The sequence below is a fragment of the Streptomyces scabiei 87.22 genome (assembly GCF_000091305.1).
GTDB lineage: Bacteria > Actinomycetota > Actinomycetes > Streptomycetales > Streptomycetaceae > Streptomyces > Streptomyces scabiei.
The window spans coordinates 2,416,299-2,436,014 of the sequence record NC_013929.1 but is presented as its reverse complement, the minus strand read 5'-3'; the positions used below and the strand labels follow the sequence as shown (position 1 = coordinate 2,436,014).

Annotated in this window: 6 protein-coding genes; 2 read left to right on the top strand and 4 right to left on the bottom strand. The window is 67.4% G+C overall.

What is annotated here, in order from left to right:
* Nucleotides 1–118: 118 nt before the first annotated feature.
* The gene (locus tag SCAB_RS10075) at nt 119–1,174 is read left to right on the top strand and encodes a PDDEXK family nuclease (protein WP_012999962.1); all 1,056 of its coding nucleotides are present in this window, start codon (nt 119–121) and stop codon (nt 1,172–1,174) included.
* Nucleotides 1,175–1,317: 143 nt separating this feature from the next.
* Nucleotides 1,318–1,848, top strand: coding sequence for a hypothetical protein (locus SCAB_RS10070; protein WP_041669013.1), 531 nt, complete (start codon nt 1,318–1,320; stop codon nt 1,846–1,848).
* 259 nt (nt 1,849–2,107) lie between these two features.
* Here the strand turns inward: SCAB_RS10070 and SCAB_RS10065 are convergent, their stop codons facing one another.
* From SCAB_RS10065 to SCAB_RS10050, 4 genes are read right to left on the bottom strand one after another with little or no spacing between them, the layout of a single operon-like run.
* Complete coding sequence (locus tag SCAB_RS10065; protein ID WP_012999960.1) at nt 2,108–4,402, bottom strand: UvrD-helicase domain-containing protein; 2,295 nt, start codon at nt 4,400–4,402, stop codon at nt 2,108–2,110.
* Nucleotides 4,399–11,121, bottom strand: coding sequence for a DEAD/DEAH box helicase (locus tag SCAB_RS10060; RefSeq protein WP_012999959.1), 6,723 nt, complete (start codon nt 11,119–11,121; stop codon nt 4,399–4,401). Before SCAB_RS10060 ends, SCAB_RS10065 begins: the two co-directional genes overlap by 4 nt.
* On the bottom strand, nt 11,118–16,643 hold the full coding sequence (locus SCAB_RS10055) for a hypothetical protein (RefSeq protein ID WP_012999958.1): 5,526 nt from the start codon (nt 16,641–16,643) through the stop codon (nt 11,118–11,120). The genes SCAB_RS10060 and SCAB_RS10055 overlap by 4 nt, the downstream gene beginning before the upstream one ends.
* Nucleotides 16,640–19,696 (bottom strand): DEAD/DEAH box helicase, encoded by a 3,057-nt coding sequence (locus SCAB_RS10050; protein WP_231884930.1) that lies wholly within the window; start codon nt 19,694–19,696, stop codon nt 16,640–16,642. The genes SCAB_RS10055 and SCAB_RS10050 overlap by 4 nt, the downstream gene beginning before the upstream one ends.
* Nucleotides 19,697–19,716: the final 20 nt, after the last annotated feature.

Genomic DNA, 19,716 nt, shown 5'->3' with positions numbered 1-19,716 from the left:
TCGGGCAGCCTGCCTGCCATGCGAGGCGAACAGAAGATTGACCGGGCGACCAGCCACCTCGGACGGATGAGAAGATCGAGGCGGCGTGACATGGCGGTTCACAGGGAGGGGCGGGGTAGTGGCCAAGGATTCCGCGTTGCGGGGCTATCTACTGGAGGAGTCACTGGCTTGGCTGCTGCGCTTCAGCGGGTACCGCCTGCTGGTTCATGAAGATCAGGATCCGGTGGAGCTGGTGTCGACCGGAGACACGCTGCGGGTGCGTGGGAGGGGAGCCCTCCACCAGGTTGATGTGCTGGGAGAGTTCGCCTTCACTCCCGCGTTCTCGATGCCGGTTCGCCTGTTCCTTGAGGCCAAGTTCTACCAGACCTCTTGCGGACTGGAGGTTGTCCGCAATGGGCATGGCGTGCTGCACGACGTGAACGAGAATTTCATGACGCACGCTGGCACGAGGCCCAGGCAGCGTTATCAGTATTCGTACGCCCTGTTCTCTGCGAACGGCTTCACGTCGGAAGCCCAGAAGTACGCACTGGCGCATCAGATTTCGCTTGTCGACCTCTCTGGGGCGTCCTTCTCATGGTTGCTCGGGATCATCGGGAGCACGGCATGGTCTCTGTTTCAGGCACAGGAGCAGTACTGGCCCGAAGGCGAGCCCTTCCCCCTGTCGTGGTTGCGCACGGAGCTACGGAAAGCGCTGAAGACGTCTCCGACGAACCTGCTGCCTTCGGTGTCCCTGGGCGGGGGCAAGTTCAAGCATGCCGCCGACGCGGCGATCGCGCAGTTCGTCGCGGTGCTCCAGCAGCACAGCGATGCAGAGCTATTGCTCGGGTTCCCGTCGGCACCGTTCATCCTTCCCCTTGCGGCTGATGACCACAAAGGCTTCCTGGCCTACGCGGAGACGATGCCGGATCATGCGGTGCGGATCAGGCGGCGGGGGCACGGAGCGGCGGCAGAGTGGACCCTTGCGCCGGTGGCCGCCGAGGGGGCATACGAGCTGGCCTTCAAGCTCCCGGAGCACGTGGAGCGGTGGATCAGCGGTATCGCGGAGAAGGAGCGGAGCCGCACCACGGAGGTCAAGGAACAGTTCCTGTCGGCGATCACGATCTACCGGATGAACGGCAGTGGAGTGCGCGCCTACCAGCTGCGGTACGAGGCGAGTTCTCTGTCGCGCGCCTGATCAGCGAGAGTGCCGGCCTCGCCCTGACCTGATGCGGCTCCCTGAAGAACGACGACCACCGTGTATCCGTGGGTGACCTTGTTACGCCTGGCCCCGCTTCTGGCCCGCCTCAACTCGGGCCTTGCCATAGGCAGAATGGGGCCATGGACGCTGGACTCACCGCGCTACTCGGCGCTGCCGTAGGCTCGCTTGCCACCCTCGGTTCAGCGATGGTCACCGGGCGCGCTGCGGCGCGGTCGCAGTTCGGCCAGTGGCGCCGGCAGCACCGCCGGGACGCCTACGCGAACTACCTAGGCGCGGTGTACGACCGCGATGTCGCCCTGGACGCAGTGCGCGACGCGCTGCGGGCGGACCGGCCTGACCTGCGGGACGTCGACGAGAAGATGGAGCGCTTCGCAGGCCAGGTTCGCGGCGTCCACCGGGCCGCCGAGTTCGTCATTCTCGAGGGTCCGCCTTCCGTGGTGCAGGCGCTCTATCGTGTGGTCCACGCGGCCGACGACCTCGCCGGGGTCATGCAACGGATGGTGCATGATGCCCACGCGGAAGACACCTCCCGCAAGGATGCAGACACCGCGCTCGCTGCCGAGCGGGAGCACCTGCTGTACCAGGCCGTGAAGGGCTTCCGAGCGGCGGCCTCCGACGTCCTCGGCGACAGCCGGATACGGGTATCGTAGTCGCGCTCTTCGGCGGACCTGCGGTTCGCCAGTGGAGTCGAGGAGCAGAAACTCATCGCGTAGCGACGACGATGACTGAAGCTTCCCCTTGACGGGCGGCCCTGCTTGCACCTCAACAAGCGTGCGGTCCCGCCACGGTTGCTCCAAGCAGCTCACTGGGGAACGAAGAGCAGCACTGGCCGTCTGTTCAGAGGTTCTCATCCGCCCCCTCTCGTGAGAGACAGCCAGTGGACAGGGTGGAAGGTCCGGGCCTGTGTTGTCATACCGGCAGGTATGGGCTGGGTTTGCCGTGCCAGCTGATGTTCAGGGCGTCGCGAGCGCGGGTGGTGGCGACGAAGAGCAGGGAGCGGGCCTTGCGCTGCTCGCGCTCGTAGCGCGGAGGGTCGTCCCTGCGGTAGCGCTCGATGACGCTGGTGCGCGGAATGATGCCGTCGCTGGCGCCGACGATGGCGAGCTTTTGGTATTCGAGGCCCTTGAAGCGGTGCATGGTGCCGACGTGGACCTCGCCGTCGCCTTTGGGCCCGTCCTTGGTCAGTTCGGCGCAGGTGATGTTCGCTTTGGTGATCAGGTAGTACATGGTCTGGCTGACCATGTCGCGGTCGGCGACGCACACGGCGATCCGGCCGCTGGGGTCGCGGTAGGCGCCGTTGCCGCCGGTGGACAGTTCCTCTCGCCAGGCGCGGAGGGTGGAGGCGAGGCCGGCGAGCTCGTCGTCCCAGGAGCGGAAGGGAGTGAAGGTGGGGGCGGGGCCGTGGAGGACGGAGCGGTAGCCGGCGAGGTTGTCGGTGCCGTCGTCGAGGTCGTCATAGGTGACGCGTTTGTCTTCGACGACGCGCAGAGCTTCGGCGAGGATCTCCTTGGTGGTGCGGTAGCTCAGCGTCAGGCGTGAAGCGCGACCGCGGATGTTGATGCCGAGGGCGCCGAGGGCGACCTGGTGGTCGTAGATGCGCTGGTGGGTGTCACCGGCGATGAACATGTCGTTGGGCAGGTCAGGGTCGGCCATGGCGCGCAGCATTTTCCAGTGCGCTGGGCGCAGATCTTGGGCCTCGTCGACAACGATGTGCCGATAACGGTAGTTGAGGTAGCGCATGCCGGAGCTGTCGTCGCGGTGGATGAGGTCCTTGCCGCCGACTTCGGCCTTGTGCGCGCGGCGGGCCTGGATCTTCGCGGCGCGCTCGATCTCATAGCGGGCGGCACGTTCGGCGGCCTGTCCCCACGTTTCGACACCGAGCTTGTCGAGGCGGGCGGTGAACTGTTCGATGAGCTTCCAGATGTGGTTGCGTTCGGGGCGGGTGAGGGCGCGGCCCCGGCCGGCGCGGCGGGCCTGGAAGTACGCGGAGCGGGTCGGTACCGACTGGCCGAGGATGACCTGTTCCCACTCTTCGAGAAGGAACTCGGGTTCCCAGCGGCGGTCGTCAAGTTCGGCGAGCAGCTGCCGCATCTCGTTGAGTGCCACATTGTCGTAGACGCGCTGTTTGCCGCGGCCCGGCGCGGTGTTCTCTCCCAGGACGCGTGAGGCGAGCTGGTCGATGTGGGCGATCTCGACGCGGGCCAGGAGTTCGGGCTCGACCAGGGAAGCCAGGCGCAGCCGCAGGTCCGTGGTGAGGTTCTTGGTGAAGGTGGTCAGCAGGATCGGCCTGTTGTGCCCGGGGGGCAGCTGTTCGGCGAGGTGTTTGACCCGGTGCAAGGCGACGATGGTCTTGCCGGTGCCCGGACCGCCGGAGACACGGGCGGGGCCGGTGTAGTGGCGGTGGACGATGCGTTCCTGCGTGGGGTGGAGGAAGACCTTCCAGGCGCGGAAGTCGCCTTCCTCGATGACGGCCTGTACCGCGTCGTCGACCGTGGTGACCTTGGTGCGGGTGAGGGCGGCTGCGAAGTCGTCGGGGTCGGGCTCCTGGCGGAGTTCGACCGGTGCGGTGATTTCCTTGCGGACCTCGTCGATGCCCATGCCGGCGGCGAGCCCGTACAGGATGTCCTTGGACAGCAGAGGGGCGCCCTCGACCAGCTGATCGAGCTCCTGGCTGTCGGTGACGGTGAGTGCCAGGTCGATGAGCTGGTCCGCAACGCCCAGCCCGCGCAGGTCGTCGGCGCTGTACCCGGCGAGCAGCGCGGGCGCTGCCTCGGGCTGTGCCGGTTCGGCGACGGGCGGCTTGGGCGTGTCGTCCGGTTCAGCGGGGGTCAGGGTGATGCCGGCGCGGCGCAGGGCACTGTCCCCGACGACCGCGAGGTCAACGAACTCGATCTCGCCGGTGACACGGTTGACGGCGACCTGGAGCTCTTCGTAGACGTCCCTGCGGTGTCGGACGGCAATGATCAACCAGTCCTCGGTGCCATCCGCGTCGGTACCGGTGCGGGTCAGAAGCGCACGGTAGTGCTGGTTGATCTCGGCCCGGTAGATCCGGGAGTCACCCTTGAGCTTCCGCTTGACCAGCCCTTGCTGGTCGGGGTTGTCCCGGAAGGCGTGGCAGAAGTCGTAAAAGTCGGTCTTGATCGAGAGATCGAGCCTGTGGAGCTCCTGTTCGGCCTTGCGGTACAGGCTGAGCCGGGCGGTCATCGGGTGGTGCCTTCCGTGCCGGGGAGCTGGGGGAGCAGTTCGTCGAGGTGGTCGAGCCATTCGGCGGCGGTGCGCGCCGTCCAGCCGGCCTCGGCGTACGCGGCGTCGCGTCGCTGCGCCTCGGGGTCGTCCGTGCCGTGGTGGGCCGTCACCACGGCGATCTTGATGCCGGGGGTGTCCCAGGCGAACTCGGCTTGCCAGCCGCTGTTGCCCAGTTCGTAGCCGAAGACCGGTGCGTGTTTGCCGTGGTCGGCAAGGACTTCGGCGAGGCGCAGGAGTTCGGGTGCCTCGCTGGGATCCTCGCGCAGGATCTCCAGGATGTCCTCGTCCCAGGCCGCATCCCGCGGTGCCGGGGCGGGGGCAACTGGGGCCTCCCCAGCAGGCTCGGGTTCCTGGGCGGCGGGTTGGGCGGCGGCGGGAACGGTGACGCCGTTGAGCGACTCGAGTTCACCGACCCCGCCGCACACGGCGAGGACTTCGACTTCGAAGTCGGCGGCGTCGCTGGTGGCCAGCTGGACGCCGTCGCCGCCGGCCAGGGACAGGAACTGCGTCAGGTTGGTCCAGTACAGCCAAGACCGCCAGCGCAGCTTGTGTTCCTCCGTCTCCAGGACAGCGTCCGTATTGTCCAGGACCGCGAGAGCGGACCAGCGGGGGTTCTCGGGGTCGGCGGCGTCCAGGGTGAACAGGATCGGCAGCCCGCTGCTGTCCTGGGCGCGGAAGACGTGGACGGGGCCGATCCCCGCGGCCTCCGCCGCGAGGGGAGCATCGTTACGCTGGCCGTCGGTGAATGTGGCCAGCTGTGTGCGCAGGGCGGCCACCAGCTCGCTGCGCCGCCCGGTCGCGGCGACCTGGGTGGTGCCGGCGGTGGCGACGAGCCCCGTGACCAGGGCCCGGGCACGGCGGGCCCAGCGGGCGGGATCGGGGTCGCGCAGATAGGCGATCAGCGTGTCGATCGGGTTGGCGAAGACCGCTTCGGCGAAGTGGGCGCGCTGTCCGCCGTACTGCTCGTAGGCAGCCTTGGCCTGTTCCTGCGCGGTGCCCGGGTAGGGCGGCCAGACCGGTGCGGACTTGGTGGGGCGCTGCTCGAACAGGTCGATGTCGGCCCAGGTGACCTGGAAGACCACTTCACCGCCGGCGCGCAGCCTGGTGCGCTGCGCCGCGTCGGTGGCGATCCGGTTGTGCTCACGGCTGGCGTGGAAACGGAATCCTTCGAGATAGACCTTGACGCTCTGGGCCGGGCCGTCGACACGGGTGAAGGTGAAATCCGTCCGGGTACCTTCGAGCTGCTGTTGCGCGGTCAGCCGCCAGTGCATGACGTCCGATCCGCTGGTGAAGCGCAGATGCCCGCTGGCGTGCCCGTCCTCGTCCAGGGCGGCGTCGTCGGTGACCTTCACCCAGCCGCGTAGCGCGGCCAGGAACCGGGCCTCCAGGTCGGATTCGACCTGCTTGTCCAGGCCGACCAGCCCGGTGTGCCGGACCTCGGTGGTCTCCCAGCCGTCCTCTCCCTCGCCCGTGAACAGCAGCGACTCCAGCATGGCCAGGGCCGCGTTGCGCGAGACGACGTCCTGGAACTGTTCGGGGGCATAGCGGTGCAGGCAGCGGTGGCAGGCCCGGCGCTGCTCCTCTTGGCATGGGCACTGCTTGAGCAGGTCGTACGCCTTGACGAGGGTCTCGCGGAAGGCGTCCGGCTTGGTGAGCCGGTCCAGGTAGCCGGTGCCGCCGGGCAGGGAGTCGAATAGGACTAGGAACCAGCGGCGTTCACCGCTCTCGGCGTCCGGCATGGACGACACGGTGGTGTCCAGGTGCTGGGGGTCACCACCGAAGTGCAGATCGACCCCGAGCCGTAGGGCGGCCCGGAAGGACTGCACCTTGGCGTCGATGTCCGCGGTGGCGGCCGGGATCAGCACCCGCAGGGCCTCGGTCTTCAACTGGTGAGCGAGCAACACCGGTTCCTGGGTGACCCCGCCCGGCTTGCCGCGCCGCAGCGGGCACCACGGACGGTGGTGCTTCAGCTGCGGGGTGCGCGCGGCTGAGGAGCTCAGCGCATCGGTGTCATAGTCGAAGACGGGTTTGCCGTCCGCGCTCGCCGCGCCGCACGCCGTACACACATGGAACGGGTTCAGCCGCACATAGTGGCCGGCGAAGTCGTCACGCGCCGGGGCGTCGTAACGGACCGGTCCGACGTTGATCCGTCGGATCATGGCCGTACGGCAGTAGTCGACGCCGAAGGTCTGCTTCGCATGCCGCCACGAGCCCGGTTCGATGTCCTCGATAGGGATGTCGACCGCGTCCACCACCGTATAGAAACGGCGGTCGCGGTCGTCCTTGTCATCGCGGATCCGGGCATCGTCCCGCTTGCCCCTGGACGTCACGGTGGTCGGCTCGACGATCTGGAACAGGCACGAGCCGTCATCCGCGATCTGGCTGGTGGCGCAGCGCGGGCAGGGCGAGCGGTCGGTGGCTGCGTCCTCGGTGCGCACGTATCCGCAGCCCGGGCACACGCGCCAGGTGCGCCACGCCTGCCCGCCGCCCGTGGAGATCTCCAGACCGGTGATCTCGTGCCGGTAACCGTTGACGTAGAAGGTATTGCCGGGGGCCAACTCCTGGAGGGCGTAGCGGCGCGGTCGCTCGTAGGCGGCGGTCGTGGAGGTGAACACCACCTTCCCCGTCCTGGGGTCGATCCCCTCCTCCCCGTACAGGGTCGCGGACAAGGTGGTGGTCGAGTCGATCAGCGCATAGTTGGGCAGCAGGCCCAGGTCGCACAGCGCGCTCTGCGCCGACGTCTCACCCAGGTCCAGGAGCCGCTTGCCCACGCCGCGCCGCTCGGCGTCCAGCTCGGATTTCTGCCGTGCCTGTTCGGGATCGGTGTCGTGCAGCTCGCCGTAGGCTTCATCGATCTCGCGAAGCCGCGCCCGCAGTGCCTGTGCGCCTTGGCGCCACTCGCGTTCGGCTTCCTCCACCCTGCCGCGCAAGCCGTGTGTCGCATACGCCTTGAGATCAGCCTTCGCCTGGTCGCTGATGCCGGTGGGGAACATCTTCAGGAACCTGTCGACGAGGACCTCGCCCTGGGCGATGGCCAGTTCCACCAGGTCGATCAGATAGCCCGACGGACCGAACAGGGCGGGCGCCTTGTTCGGGATCGCGCGCAGCACGATGCCGTCCGCCCGCACGAGCTGTCCCGCCGCCGCGAGGTCCAGCAGGTGCGCCAGGTACTGGCGGCGCAGGATCTCCACCGCGGACAGATAACAGCCCGGCGGCACGATCGTGCCCGCGATCAGGTCCTTGGGACGTTCCAGGAAGTACAGGTCGCGACGGCGCCGGTCGGGGATGGTCAGCAAGAACGCATTGCCGGTCCGGCGCCCGGCCCGGCCGACCTGCTGAGCGTAGTTGGCCGGCCGGCGCGGGAGCGCGGCCAGCACCACCGCGGACAGGTCGCCGATGTCGATGCCCATCTCCAGTGTAGGGGTACAGGAGAGCACGTTGGGGTCCTTGAAGCCCCCGCCGCGCTTGAACGCCTCCTCCACCTTCTCCCTCTGCGCCCGGGTAAGCATCCCCGTGTGCTCGGCGACTACCACCTGATACGGCCCCGCCTTCCGGTACAGGCGCCGGTAGTAGTCCTGGGTGTAGTCCCGGTCGCGGTGATGGACTCCGAGGGCCTCGGGCCGGTCACCGGCCACCAACCGGCCCCGACGGCACCGGTAGGAGGGGCACGGCTGGTCATGCCACTGATCCAGCAGCGACGGGTGGACCGTCTGCTCCCAGAAGCACACCGGGCAGCGCACATAGGAGTGCCGCACCTGCTCGTCTTCCAGCAGCAACGCCTCGATGTTGCCCGGCTTGAGGCCGTAGACGCGCAGTGAGCTGTCGTTCGGGGTGCGCACCGACAGCAGCCCGGCCCCGGCCAGCTCAGGCAGCAGACGGCTCCAGAACTCCGGCGCCACCTCCCGCGGCACATCCAGGCAGCGCCCGGCCCACCGCTCGTACCAGGACAGCCGGCCGGTGGCGAAGTCGAACTCGCTGCGGTCCTTGGGCTGGCCCAGCAAGAACACCGGTGCCGCCACACCCCTGGGGAAGGCCCGCATGCCCGGAGGACGATTGCCCCAGATGAAATAGCGGGTGGTGCCCGCCTCATCCACATACTTGTCCAGCCACTTGTGGGACACCGCACCCCGGGTACGCAGCCGCTCCAGGAAAACCCGCAGGAACGCCAGATACCGGTCGTCGCTCTGCTCCACCAAGGTCAGGTCGGTGCGGTTGCACTCCTCGTGGACGCGTTTGACCAGGGCCACCGCCGCGGCCGGATCCTCGATCCGTACCTGGGCCGCAGCGGTCCGGGTCAATTCCAGCGTGCGGCCGTTACGGGAGCGGAATCCGAACTCCATCAGCGCTTCGAAGGCCAGCCGCTGACCGATCAGCCGCCACGTTTTCAAGTCGCCGCCGCGGCCCTGTCCGGACAGCAGACGGTCCACCCCCTTGAAACCGTGCAGATCCGGAGGCACCACGGCGGACAGCGTGTCCTTGTCGGTGGTCGCCTGCACCACGTTCGCGATCAAGTCGTTCAGCGCCGTGGGAGCGTCGTGGCGCAGGTGCCGGGCCAGCAGGGCGCGCAACGAGAAGGTGTACGAACGATTGGCGACGAACCCGGCCCGGTGCGCGGCATCCTGCACCGAGTCGTTGAACATCAGCGTCTTGTCCTCGCGCAGCTCCTTGTCGAGCTCCCCGCCCGTGAACAGCCGCGTGATCGACGCCGCCGCCATCGCCGCCGCGCCCGTACCCAGATAGCGAATCGCGTTGCGCTCACCGCAAGCCGGACACCAGTCCTCCCTAGCCGCGGTATTCGCGGTCGCCCCGAAGTGGACCAGAACGAACGCCGAGTCCCGGGCCGTAAGGCGGGGTTCCTTGGTGTCCTTGTCGTAGTCGTTGAGCGGATCGGGCAGCCGCAGCCGCTTGCGTGCCCCGTCCAGAACCATCAGCATCCCGCCGGCCCCCTGCAGCGCAGGAGAGGCGCCCCTGCCACTACGGCCACTGGCCGGCATCGGCGCCGCGCCGGACCCCTCGCGGGCCTCCTGGTCGGAGGCCGCGATCAGGTTCCGCACCCGGATCTTGTCCTGCCCGGTCGAGGCGCGACGGATCTTGTAGGTGTCGAACTGGACGTCGTGGTCGTCACTCTCCGGCGAGAACACCGCCCACCCGGACCGCCCACAGTCCCGGCAGTAGACCGCCGGCAGGAACAGATTCGCGCTCTGCCCCGACGTCGCCGTGGTCACCGGCGCCATGCGGTGACTGTCCGCCGCACCGGCATCCGCCGCACCCGCCATGTCCCAGCGGAACTCCGCCTTCGGCCACGGCAGCACGCCGCGCAGCAGCCGGGTCACCGAGCGGGCCCACTGATGCACCTCGAGATGCACAAACGGACGCGGCTCCCCGGGCTTGGACTCGGGATCACGGGCGTAGGAGAGCAGAGCCACGAAACGGGCCAGCGCCTCGGCGGCCTGCTCCGGCCTGCTGGCCACCGCCTCCGACCAGCCGGCCGCCCCGGCGCGCCACATGACATCCAGCACCTCGGCGCTGGTCCTGACCTCACCGCCCAGCCCGTGCATGATCGCTCGGGTGAACAAATGACGCTTCAGGTTGTCGCCCAGCACGAACGGGTCCAGATCACGCATCCCGGTCACGGCCTCGATGAGGTCCAACAGGGCCTCATCACCCGTGGTGGGATCGGGCAGCGCCAGCAGCTCGTCCGGCGTCGGCTGCGGCTGCATCTTGATCTCCGTCAGCGGGATGAACTCCTCCACCGACAGCCGGTCTTCTCCGACGATGGATTCGGCGGTGAACTCCGTGCCGAAGACCTGCGTCGCGACCTCCAGCAGGCTGGCCATCCCCGCGCCATCGGTCCCCGACGCGAGCGTCGCCGACGTCGCCACCGGGCAGATACGACCAAGGGGCTGGTCCTCCTCGGCCGCGCCCACCGCCGCGGCGAGCCGGCGCAGCAGCATCGCCACATCGGTGCCCTGCGCGCCGTCGTAGGTGTGGAACTCATCCACCACCACATAGCGAATGTCCGCATCCCGCCACAGAGGGGCATCGTCCGAACGCTGCAGCAGCAGGTCCAGCATCTTGTAATTCGTAATCAGGATGTCCGGCGGGGAGAGCTGCATGTCCGAGCGCCGCGTATAGACCTTCTCGTACCGAGTCGCCGCCCGGTCCCCGATGTACAGGCCCGCCGACAGCTTGCCGAGCTCCGTCTCGTTCCCGGTGAGCAGCTCGTTGATGCGCTGTGCCTGGTCGGTGGCAAGCGCGTTCATCGGATACAGGAAGACCGCCTTGATGCCGGCCTTGCCCGCGGCCTGCTCCCGGCGGCAGTGGTCCAGCACCGGGTACAGGAACGATTCCGTCTTGCCCGAGCCCGTGCCCGTGGTCACCAGCGTCGGTTGCGGAGTGTGCCCGTTCGCCGACGTCAACCGGGCGAAGGCCGCAGCCTGGTGGGCGTACGGCGTCCAGCCCTCCCGCTGCCACTCCAGGTGCGCGCGCCACTCCTCGCCGGCGACCGTGAACGGCGTACGGATCCTCAGGAACGGGCCCCGGAACATCCCCGATGTCTCGTCCCCGAGGAACCGGTGCAGCGCCTCACGCGCCCCCTCGTCCGTCAGCGCGTACGTCGTCGACAGGTACTGCAGCAGGCTCTCCTTGAGCCCCCGCGCCTCCAGCGTCGGCCTCACGGCTTCGGTACCTCCTGCTTCTCCGGGTCCCACTCACCGCGGGCGACTGCGGCATCCAGCCGCGCCTGGAACACTGCGTGCGCTTCCCGCATCTCCGACTCGCGGTCTGCCTTGTAGAAGGGTGCGGTGTAGCCGTCCGGTACGGGGGCGGTCTTGGGGTCGGCCTTGTCGGCCAGGTAGGTCTGGAGCTGCGTGAAGTGCTCCTTCTCCTGTCCATGGCCGTAGGTGTAGCGGTCACCAGCGATCTTGCGTTCGTTGGCATCGAACCAGGTGACCAGGTCGAAGCCCTGCATGATGTCGAAACGGGCCCGATACATGGTGATCAAGGTGTCGGCGTCAATGCCGAGCCAGACAGCGACCAGAGCATCGATCTCCACCAGCGCGGCGCGACGCGCGTATTCCGTACGAAGGGGCGTGTCACGTTGCCAGGTAGCGGTCACGGCGTGGAGCTCCGTGTTCATGCCTGCCCACTTCCGGGCCCAGGGCTCGCCGGTGTTCCAGGTGGGGTCGTAGAGCTTCTGCCAGAGGCTGGCGTAGGCAGTGGTGAGGCAGTTGAGTCGAAGCGTGCGGAGAAGCAGCGCGGGGGCAAGCGGGTGATCGGCGGTGGGAGCCGGAAGGCGACGCGCCTGCGCTACGTCGAGGTGCCCCACGCCTGATGTCTGGAGCAAGTAGTCAGTAGGCAATGCGGCCCAGTAGCCAGCCATGAGAGTTGAGCTGCGAACATCGCCCAGGGCCGCGGAACGGACGGAATGGACGTGCGTAGCTCCTGGGGGAATCAACGCAACGTACAGACCACGTTCCGTGTCTGCCGCGATCCGCTCGCGCCAGGCAAGCCGGTAGAACTCGGTGTACGGCTTAGTTGCCTTCGCGATCAGTCGGCGGTCCACCTCCGTGTCCGACACCTCGCTCGGGGAGCGGCCACAGGACAGCGCGATCTCCGAACGCGCCAAGAACAGCGCTACGTCATCCATGCGCATTCGAGCGAGCAGTTCATGATCAAGCCACTTGGCCTGCTCGCCCCGGTACGTCGCGTCGTCCGCCACCTGCCGGTACTCCGACTCCGGTACCGCGTCGGACGGGATCTCCAGGTGGTTCAGCCCGCGGACTTCGCCGCCGCCCTGGCTGGGCTGTTTGAAGAGTGGATTGGCGACGCCCAGCTGGGGACCCTTGAGGATGACCTCGTCCCAGGAGCTGGCTTGGTAGTCCTCGCGCCCTTCCTGGTCCTTGTTGTAATCGATGAGCGGCTTGTCCTTGGCAGGGCCAAACACGGACTTCTTGGCGCCACTCTCATGGAGACCGCTGCTGATCTGGGGCTGGGGCTGGAGCGCCCCCAGGCGCAACGGGTACGCCGCCAGCGCGTCAATGCCCGGGTCCTCCGCCGTACTCACTGGCGTGAGCAGCTGCGTCTGCTCAACGGGCACATCCTGCTCACCGGACAGCTTCTGCCACCGCGCAAGGGTGCGGGGCGTCACACGGATGACGCGCTGCCGATGCGGGCGTTCGTCCCAGTCGCCCCCGTACTTCACCCCGGGCGCGTCGCCGCTACCGTCGTGCGTGCTCGACAGTCGCAGTGCATCGACGGAGAACAGCCAGGACAGGTGGTCGAAGTCGATCTCACCGCGCTCGCCGTAGATGTGAACCCCGAAGTGGCTGGACCGGCCCACCGGAGGTGGGAAGAAACGGTTGCCAGCGTTCACGAAGTCCCCGTGCACCCGCAGCCGCCGATAGGCCGCCTCACGGAGGGCCGCTTCCTTGTCACCGCTGAAGTGGGTGTCCGGATGAATGAGTCCGACGGCCCCGCCTGCAGCGGTGTGGTCCCAGGTCTGGCACATGAACGCGCGATAGAGGTCGGGTTGGCTTCCCGCGATGAGCGGATACACCTGTGGTGATGCCAGGTAGTCAGCGGTAGTGGCCGTGGCGGTCAACTCGCCGAGAAGGTAGTTGCGCACCTCGGGCTTGGCCAGTTCGGCTGCGCGCCGCCGGTTCTTCTCTGCCGATGGAGGCTTCTCCGTGAGCATGAACCACGGCTCATACTCAGCAAGGACGGAGTTCTCCTTCCACTCCGGCCGCACCCACGGTGGGTTCCCCACCTGAAGGTCGAAGCCGCCGCCCTCTGCGAAGACGAGCGCGAACTCCAGCTCCCAGTGGAGGAACCCCTGGCTCGCGGCGATCTCGCGCACCGTGTGCAGCCACGGGAAGCGCTGTTCGGGGTTGAGGGTGTCCATGCCCATGAAGTCAGGGAGCGTTCGCTCGTACTCCTTGAGGTCGTCGAGCGTTTCGAACTGGTCGATGAGGGTGCCCTCGGGGACTTCCGCCGTGCCCAGCATCGCTTCCAGGAAGTCCAGCCAGTCGTCGAGGTCCTTGAGGGGGATCACCGGCCGACGTGCGGGCTGCTTCAGCTGACCCAGCTTCTGGGTCTTGGGCGTGATCTCCTTGGTCTCGACGACGACTTCAGTACCGGTTGTCAGTTCAAGGTGCTCCAGGGTCTTCTGCCCCTTTTCCACCTCGAAGAAGCCGATGTTCTCCACCACGCGGGGTGTGGCCTGCGGTTCGGGCGCGGGGATGGTCTTGGGAGACTGATCGCGGGGCTGTCCATCGAGCATCGGCACGCCCCCAAGGAGCGTCGCGAGACTGTCGATGGTGCTGACGGCAGCGGGCCTGGTGTAGACGCCGTCGGTTCCGTCCAGCAGGCTCGTCTTGTCCGCCGGCCAGAACCACAGGGCGCACCAGGCGTCCATGACCGTCTTCAGCCGCCAGTACGGGGTGTCGACCGTGTTGAAGAGGTCCTTGAAGACCTTCTCCTTCGGCACCGCCCGATCGGGGTGCTTCATGAAGGCGAACTCGGGGTCAGACGGATCGGCCTTCCAGACGTCGATCCTGCGCGAGATCTCTTGTTCGGAGATCTGCATGCGCTTGATGACGAGCGACCAGAGGAATTCTGTCCGCCGGGCGGCATCGCGCAGGCGCGTGAACTGCGACGAGGCTTCCGCCTTAGGCTGCTTGGTCTTCGGATCGCGCTTGGGGCTGCCGTCCTTGTTGAGGTGCGCGGTGCTGCGCTTGGGCCGCTGGAGGATGCCCTTCTTCCAGGCAGCCAGCTGCTCGATGCCTTCCTTGGCGAGTTCCTTGGCTTCCTTCGACCCGGTGACCGCGGCCCATCCCGGGCTCGGCAGCAGGAAGTGGTGCACTGCATCCTGAGGCAGAGGCTGCGGCACCCTCTCCTTGAGAAACGGCAACGGGGTTGGTGCCAGGGCGCCCTTGGCCTTGAGCCACGCCTTGTCCGGTGAGGCTACGTCGTCTCCCGCATACACGGCGCGTCGGCTGCCGATGAGCGAGTTGCCGCGGCGGAGGTGGAGGCCGAACCAGGGGGCTTGCATGCCGGGGTGCATGGTGTTGAGCCACAGGGAGACCTCGGCCAGTTCGACGCCGGTGGCGTTGAGGTCCACTCCGTAGGCGTTGTGCAGGGCGATGTACGCCTTGGCCTTCTGCTTTACCGTGAGGGCATCGGCTGTTGGGATGGATGTGCCCAGCTCGTCCTGGCGGCGGCGCAGGTACTCGTCGGCGACCTGGTTGATGGCCTCGTTCAAGAACGCGCCCGAGCCGAGAGCCGGCTCGCAGATCTTGAACTTGAGGAGTTCGGAGGCCCGGGTCTTGATGATGTTCCCGTCCGCGTCGCGGTCCTGGTCGAGGCGGTTCTTGAGGGCGAGTTCGACGGTGACCTCGGTCAGCGATTCCGGGGTGTAGTACGACGCCGACGTCTCGCGGGCGCGGCCGGCGAGCCGGTAGACGAACTCGCCCTTCGCGTATTTCTTCACTCCGCGCAGGCCCTTGCGGGCGTCGTCCTCGTTGTAGTGGACGAGGGTCTTGTCGGGGTACTGGTCCTGGCGGTGTGAGGGGATGAGCCAGGAGCCCTTCTCCGGGTCGCCGCCCTTGGCGACCTCGCACAGTTCCTCGTCGGCGATGATGCCGGTGTAGGACATCAGGCCCTCGTATACGGCGCCGAGCTGGTTGATGCCGAGGTTGCGGTAGGAGATGAAGCCGCCTCGCTCGCCGCGTTTGCCCTTCTTCATGGTCAGCAGGCGCAGCACTTCGTGGAGGGCGGAGTTGCGCAGGCGCAGGTCGAGCCAGCGCGGGGCGCTGTCCTCATCGCGGTTCGGGTCCAGCACGCCGCGACCGATGAGGCGGATTGCGGCGGGCTCGAAGAGCTCGCTGCGCAAGGGCTCGAAGCGCAGGCCGAAACGGTCTTCGCTGCGGCGGTCGGCCTTGGCCTTGCGGGTTGCTTCGTCGTCGCCGGGTTGGTCGTCGTCGGTTCCGGTGCCGTACGGGCGGTGGCCGAAGTTGACCTTGTTGAACAGGACGTCGAGGGACTGGAAGAGGTGGAAGCCGTTCTTGGCTTCCTCGTCGATGAGTTCCTCGTCGGTGGCCACGAGTTCGCGCAGTCGGGCCACGGAGTAGCCGGCCTGGTAGGTGCCGTCGTCGGCGGGGAGGATGCCGAGTTCGGGGCGGGCTTCGGCGTACAGGAGGAAGAGGATGCGGTAGAGGTAGCGCAGGGCTTCGCGGGTGAGTTCCCGGGTGAAGGGGATCTTGGGGCTTTCGATGTCGGCAGGGGTGACGTTGTTCTGTGGCTCGGCCATTCGTCGCAGGACTTCGTTGGCGATGATCTCGACGGAGCGCTGCAGGCCATAGCGCAGTTCGCCGGAGACGCCGGCGGCGTTGGCGCTGGAGGACTTGAGGAGGGCGTCGATGGGGCGGGTCTGGTCGTTCTCGCCGGGCCGGAGCATTTCCAGGCTGAACAGGGCGGCGATGGTGGCGAGTTCGCCCTGCTGGGCGCGGTCGTTGCGCTCCAGAGCGGCGTCGAGGTTGACGGCCAGGTAGCGGCCTTCGTTCCAGGCGCTGCGGTCGGCGAGCAGGAGTACTCCGCCGTGGAGGAGCAGGACGAACCGCGGGTGCGGGCCTCCGGGCTTGCCGAGCTCGCTCTGGAACAGCCAGGAGGCCAAGGCCGCCCCGGTCTCGTAGGTTTCACTGCTGCTCACGCGTTGGGGCGACAGCAGACGTCCAGGCCCGTCGGGGTCGAGGGCAGCGTCGTTGTCTGCGGCCCATCCACAGTCGATCGCGACGATGCCGTGGCCTTGGGAGGCGACGGGCAGGGTGTGTGTGCGGCCGGCGCGGTGGACGGTGAGTTCGCCGGGGGCTGTGTTGTAGCCGAGGGCCTTAAGGACGTCCTGGTGCCAGGAGGCCAGCCGCTTGGTCCACTCAGGGTTGTCGTAGGTGCGCAACCGGGACTCGTCGTCCGCGTCGAGCTGGGTGGTTTCGGCGAAGTAGCCGCGGACTTCCGGGGTGTGGTAGGCGCTTCGCAGGCTACGCAGCTGTTCGCGGGGGGTCTTGCGGGGGTCGTTGTCGTCGCCCTCGCGCATGGTCCAGGTGGCGAACAGACCTCTTTTGAGGTCGATGGCGAGTTGCTCGGCGAAGTAGTGCGCGGACAGGTATTCGCCGCGGTTGGTGAAGGAGTCGAAGTCGATGCTCATCGTGCGGTGTCCCCTGCGGTGGCGGCGTGCGGTTCCAGGACGGCCAGCAGACGAAGCATCGGTTTGCCCGCCGTTTCCAGGGACTTGACCAGGCTCAGGCGGCGGCTGGCGGCCAGGTCGACTTCCTGCTTGTCGCGGCGTGTGCCGGCGAAGAGGGCTTCCTGTTTCCAGTAGGTGACACGCTTGCGGTAAGGAGCGAGCGTCTTATCGATCTGGAACTGGTAGTCCTCTTCCCTGCTCTTGAGGAAGCGCTCGGCCTCGTCGATGGCGGCAGGCACGAGGTCGGTGAGCCCCGGCAGGTCACGCGGAGTGGCGCGGCCCGGCATGTTCGGGCCGACGCCATAGTCTTCCAGCAGCTGTGCGGTCAGCGGCTTGATCTCGGGGGCGTCGGGGAGGCCGGTGACGGCCATCCACTCGACGACGGTGGGGCGGCCCACCGCGTTGGAGTAGATGCCCTGGACCAGGAAGACCGGGCGGTCCACGGCGGCTGCGAGCACCGGTGCCTGGTGGCGGCCGACCTGCACGAGCACCTTGTCGGTGAGCCAGTCCAGCACCGGGTGCACATCGGTCACGTAGGACACGTTGGGCCACTGCGACTTGGAGGAGTCCCGAGCGGCCTTCAGCCGCGCACTGGCGAGCGTCTTGGAGAAGGTGATGCGCATCCGGCCCTTTTCGTTCTTGCGCGGCAGGATCCGCTGCTCGTCCAGGTAGGACTTGGGCAGCGACTTCAGCCGGTACAGCAGGTCGCGCGGGGGCTCGAAGGCGATCGTGCCGTCGTCGTAGCGCAGCAGCGACAACTGATCCTCGGGATTGGGATGGCAGATCTGCCGCAGTGCCTCGTCGAAGTAGTCGGCCGTGGACCGGAAGAGCTTGGGGACCGCTGCGCGGGGCACTTCGGGGTGCTCGGGCACGGCACCGACCTGGCCCAGGAGGCCCGTCAGGAAGGCAGCACCACTTTGCTGGGACTGCTTGATCGAGTCCTCGACGGTACGGCCGGCGATCAGGTCCTGAGTGAGGCGGTTCTCCTCCTCCTGGGCCCGGTACAGGCCAGTGACTGCCTCGGCTGATCCTTCGATCTTGTGTGCTTGCTCCTCGCGCTTCAGGAGCTTCTCGCCGACCAGACGGTCATCCAGCGTGCGCGGCTGGCCGGTGACTTCGTCGGTGCGCCACGGGACGTCGTTGGTGAGGATCAGCGCCCGGAACTGGGGCTGGTGTTCCTGTCCGTAGCGGTCGATACGGCCGTTGCGCTGCTCGATGCGGATCAGGGACCACGGAAGGTCGTAATGGATCAGCAGGTGGCACTGCTGGTGCAGGTTGACGCCTTCCGAGGCGACGTCACCGGTGAACAGGATGCGCACCGGGTCATCGCGCAGCCCGAACTTCTCGACGATGTCGGTCTGTTCCTCGTCGGTGGTGGCATCGCCGTGCATGACCTGCACTGCTCCCCCGAAGTCCAGCCAGGGCTTGCTCGGGTCCGCAGTGGTGCCGCGGGGAAAGCCCAGAGCCGCCGGCACCGTCTCTGCCAGCCACTTAAGGGTCGGGATGCGTTCGGAGAACACCACGACCCGGGTGTCCGAGCCGGGTCCGACACCCAGCGCGCGCAGTTCCTTCAGCAGCGCGGCGAGTTTCGCCGAGTCGTCGTCCCGGATCTGCTCGGCGAGGGCCTGCAGCTCGACCAGAGCGGCTCGCTCCGCCTTGCGGGCTGCTTCGCGGGCTGCGGGGTCGACCGGGCGCGTCTTGCGCTTGGTGTTGGTGGTCGGCTTCTCGGCCGGCGGCTTGTCCAGGTTCGTCAGGCGGGTCTTGATCGTTTCCAGCAGGGCCCGGTGCGAGGACAGGAACGATTTCAGCAGTTGGTAGGGGACGAGTGGATACGTACTCGCGGACGGCACCGAAGGGTCGGCGGGGATCCAGCGTGAAGCCAGCTCCTTGAAGACCGCGAGCTCCTTCTCCCCGGCCGGCACGTGCAGGGGCTGCGAGGGGCCACGGTCCGCCCACGCGCCCTTAAGCCCGTCGCGTACCTCAGCAGTCGTCTTCGTACGCCGGATGTAAAGGTGCTCGAGATCCTTCACCTCGTACTTGGACGGATCGGCGATCGCGGCCTCGTCCAGCATCTTGATCAGCTCGGCGAACGAGGCAGCGTCACCGTTGTGCGGCGTGGCTGAGGCGAGGACGAGGGCGTCGGTCTTCTGCGCCAGCAGCCGGGCCAGCGCATTGTTCTTTGTGCCTCGATTGACCAGGTTGTGTGATTCGTCGATGACGACCGCATCCCAGTCGGTGTGTTCTAGATGATGGGCGTAGACATCACTTTTCAGCGTGTCCACGGAGATGATCGCGCGCTTGAAATAGGCGAACGGATTGCGCCCGGCCGGGATCTCCTGCTGCACCCGCTGGATGCCGGTCGAATCCAGTCGCACGAGGGGGATCGCGAACCGGGTCCACAGCTCACGCTGGAACTGTTCCAGCACATGTTGCGGGGTGACCACCAGGATCCGCTCACCGCGCCCGCGCCGGATGAGCTCGGCCAGCAGCACCCCGATCTCCAGGGTCTTACCGAGACCCACCACGTCCGCGATCAGGATGCGGGGCTGCGGGTTCTTCATGGACAGCGCCAACTCCGCCGGCCGCAGCTGATGGACCTGCTGGTCCATCAGAAAGCCGTCGGACAGGGCCAGGCCGTGTTCGGTCTGCGGCAGATACGTCTTGCGCATCACCGCTTCGAGGAACAAGCGGGCGCGTCGATGGTTGGACGAGTCGTCGGCCACCAGCTGCGTCTCGCGGGGATCGAGTACCTGGATGTCGTCCAGCCGGTCATAGAACACGGCGTCGGTGCCGCGGACGAATGAAGAGACGCCGGTGACTTCGACCATCCACCCGTCATGCCGGGTGTTGGTGACCTTGCGTACCAGCCACAGTTCGTCGCGGATCAGTACCTGAGCCCCTGGTGCGTAGCCGGCCGACAACCGGCCTTGCCCGCCCACTGGCGGCTCGTCGGGCTCCCAGGCGTCCCACGCTGCATCGCCTTGGCCGCCCGTGGCCCCAGTCTCGACGCTCAACGTCCGCTCCGTTCCCTCAC

What these genes read in the sequence shown, in the direction of transcription:
- SCAB_RS10055 (WP_012999958.1), bottom strand. Translation starts at nt 16,643, where the DNA reads ATGAGCATCGACTTCGACTCCTTCACCAACCGCGGCGAATACCTGTCC.
- SCAB_RS10065 (WP_012999960.1), bottom strand. Translation starts at nt 4,402, where the DNA reads ATGACCGCCCGGCTCAGCCTGTACCGCAAGGCCGAACAGGAGCTCCAC.
- SCAB_RS10070 (WP_041669013.1), top strand. Translation starts at nt 1,318, where the DNA reads ATGGACGCTGGACTCACCGCGCTACTCGGCGCTGCCGTAGGCTCGCTT.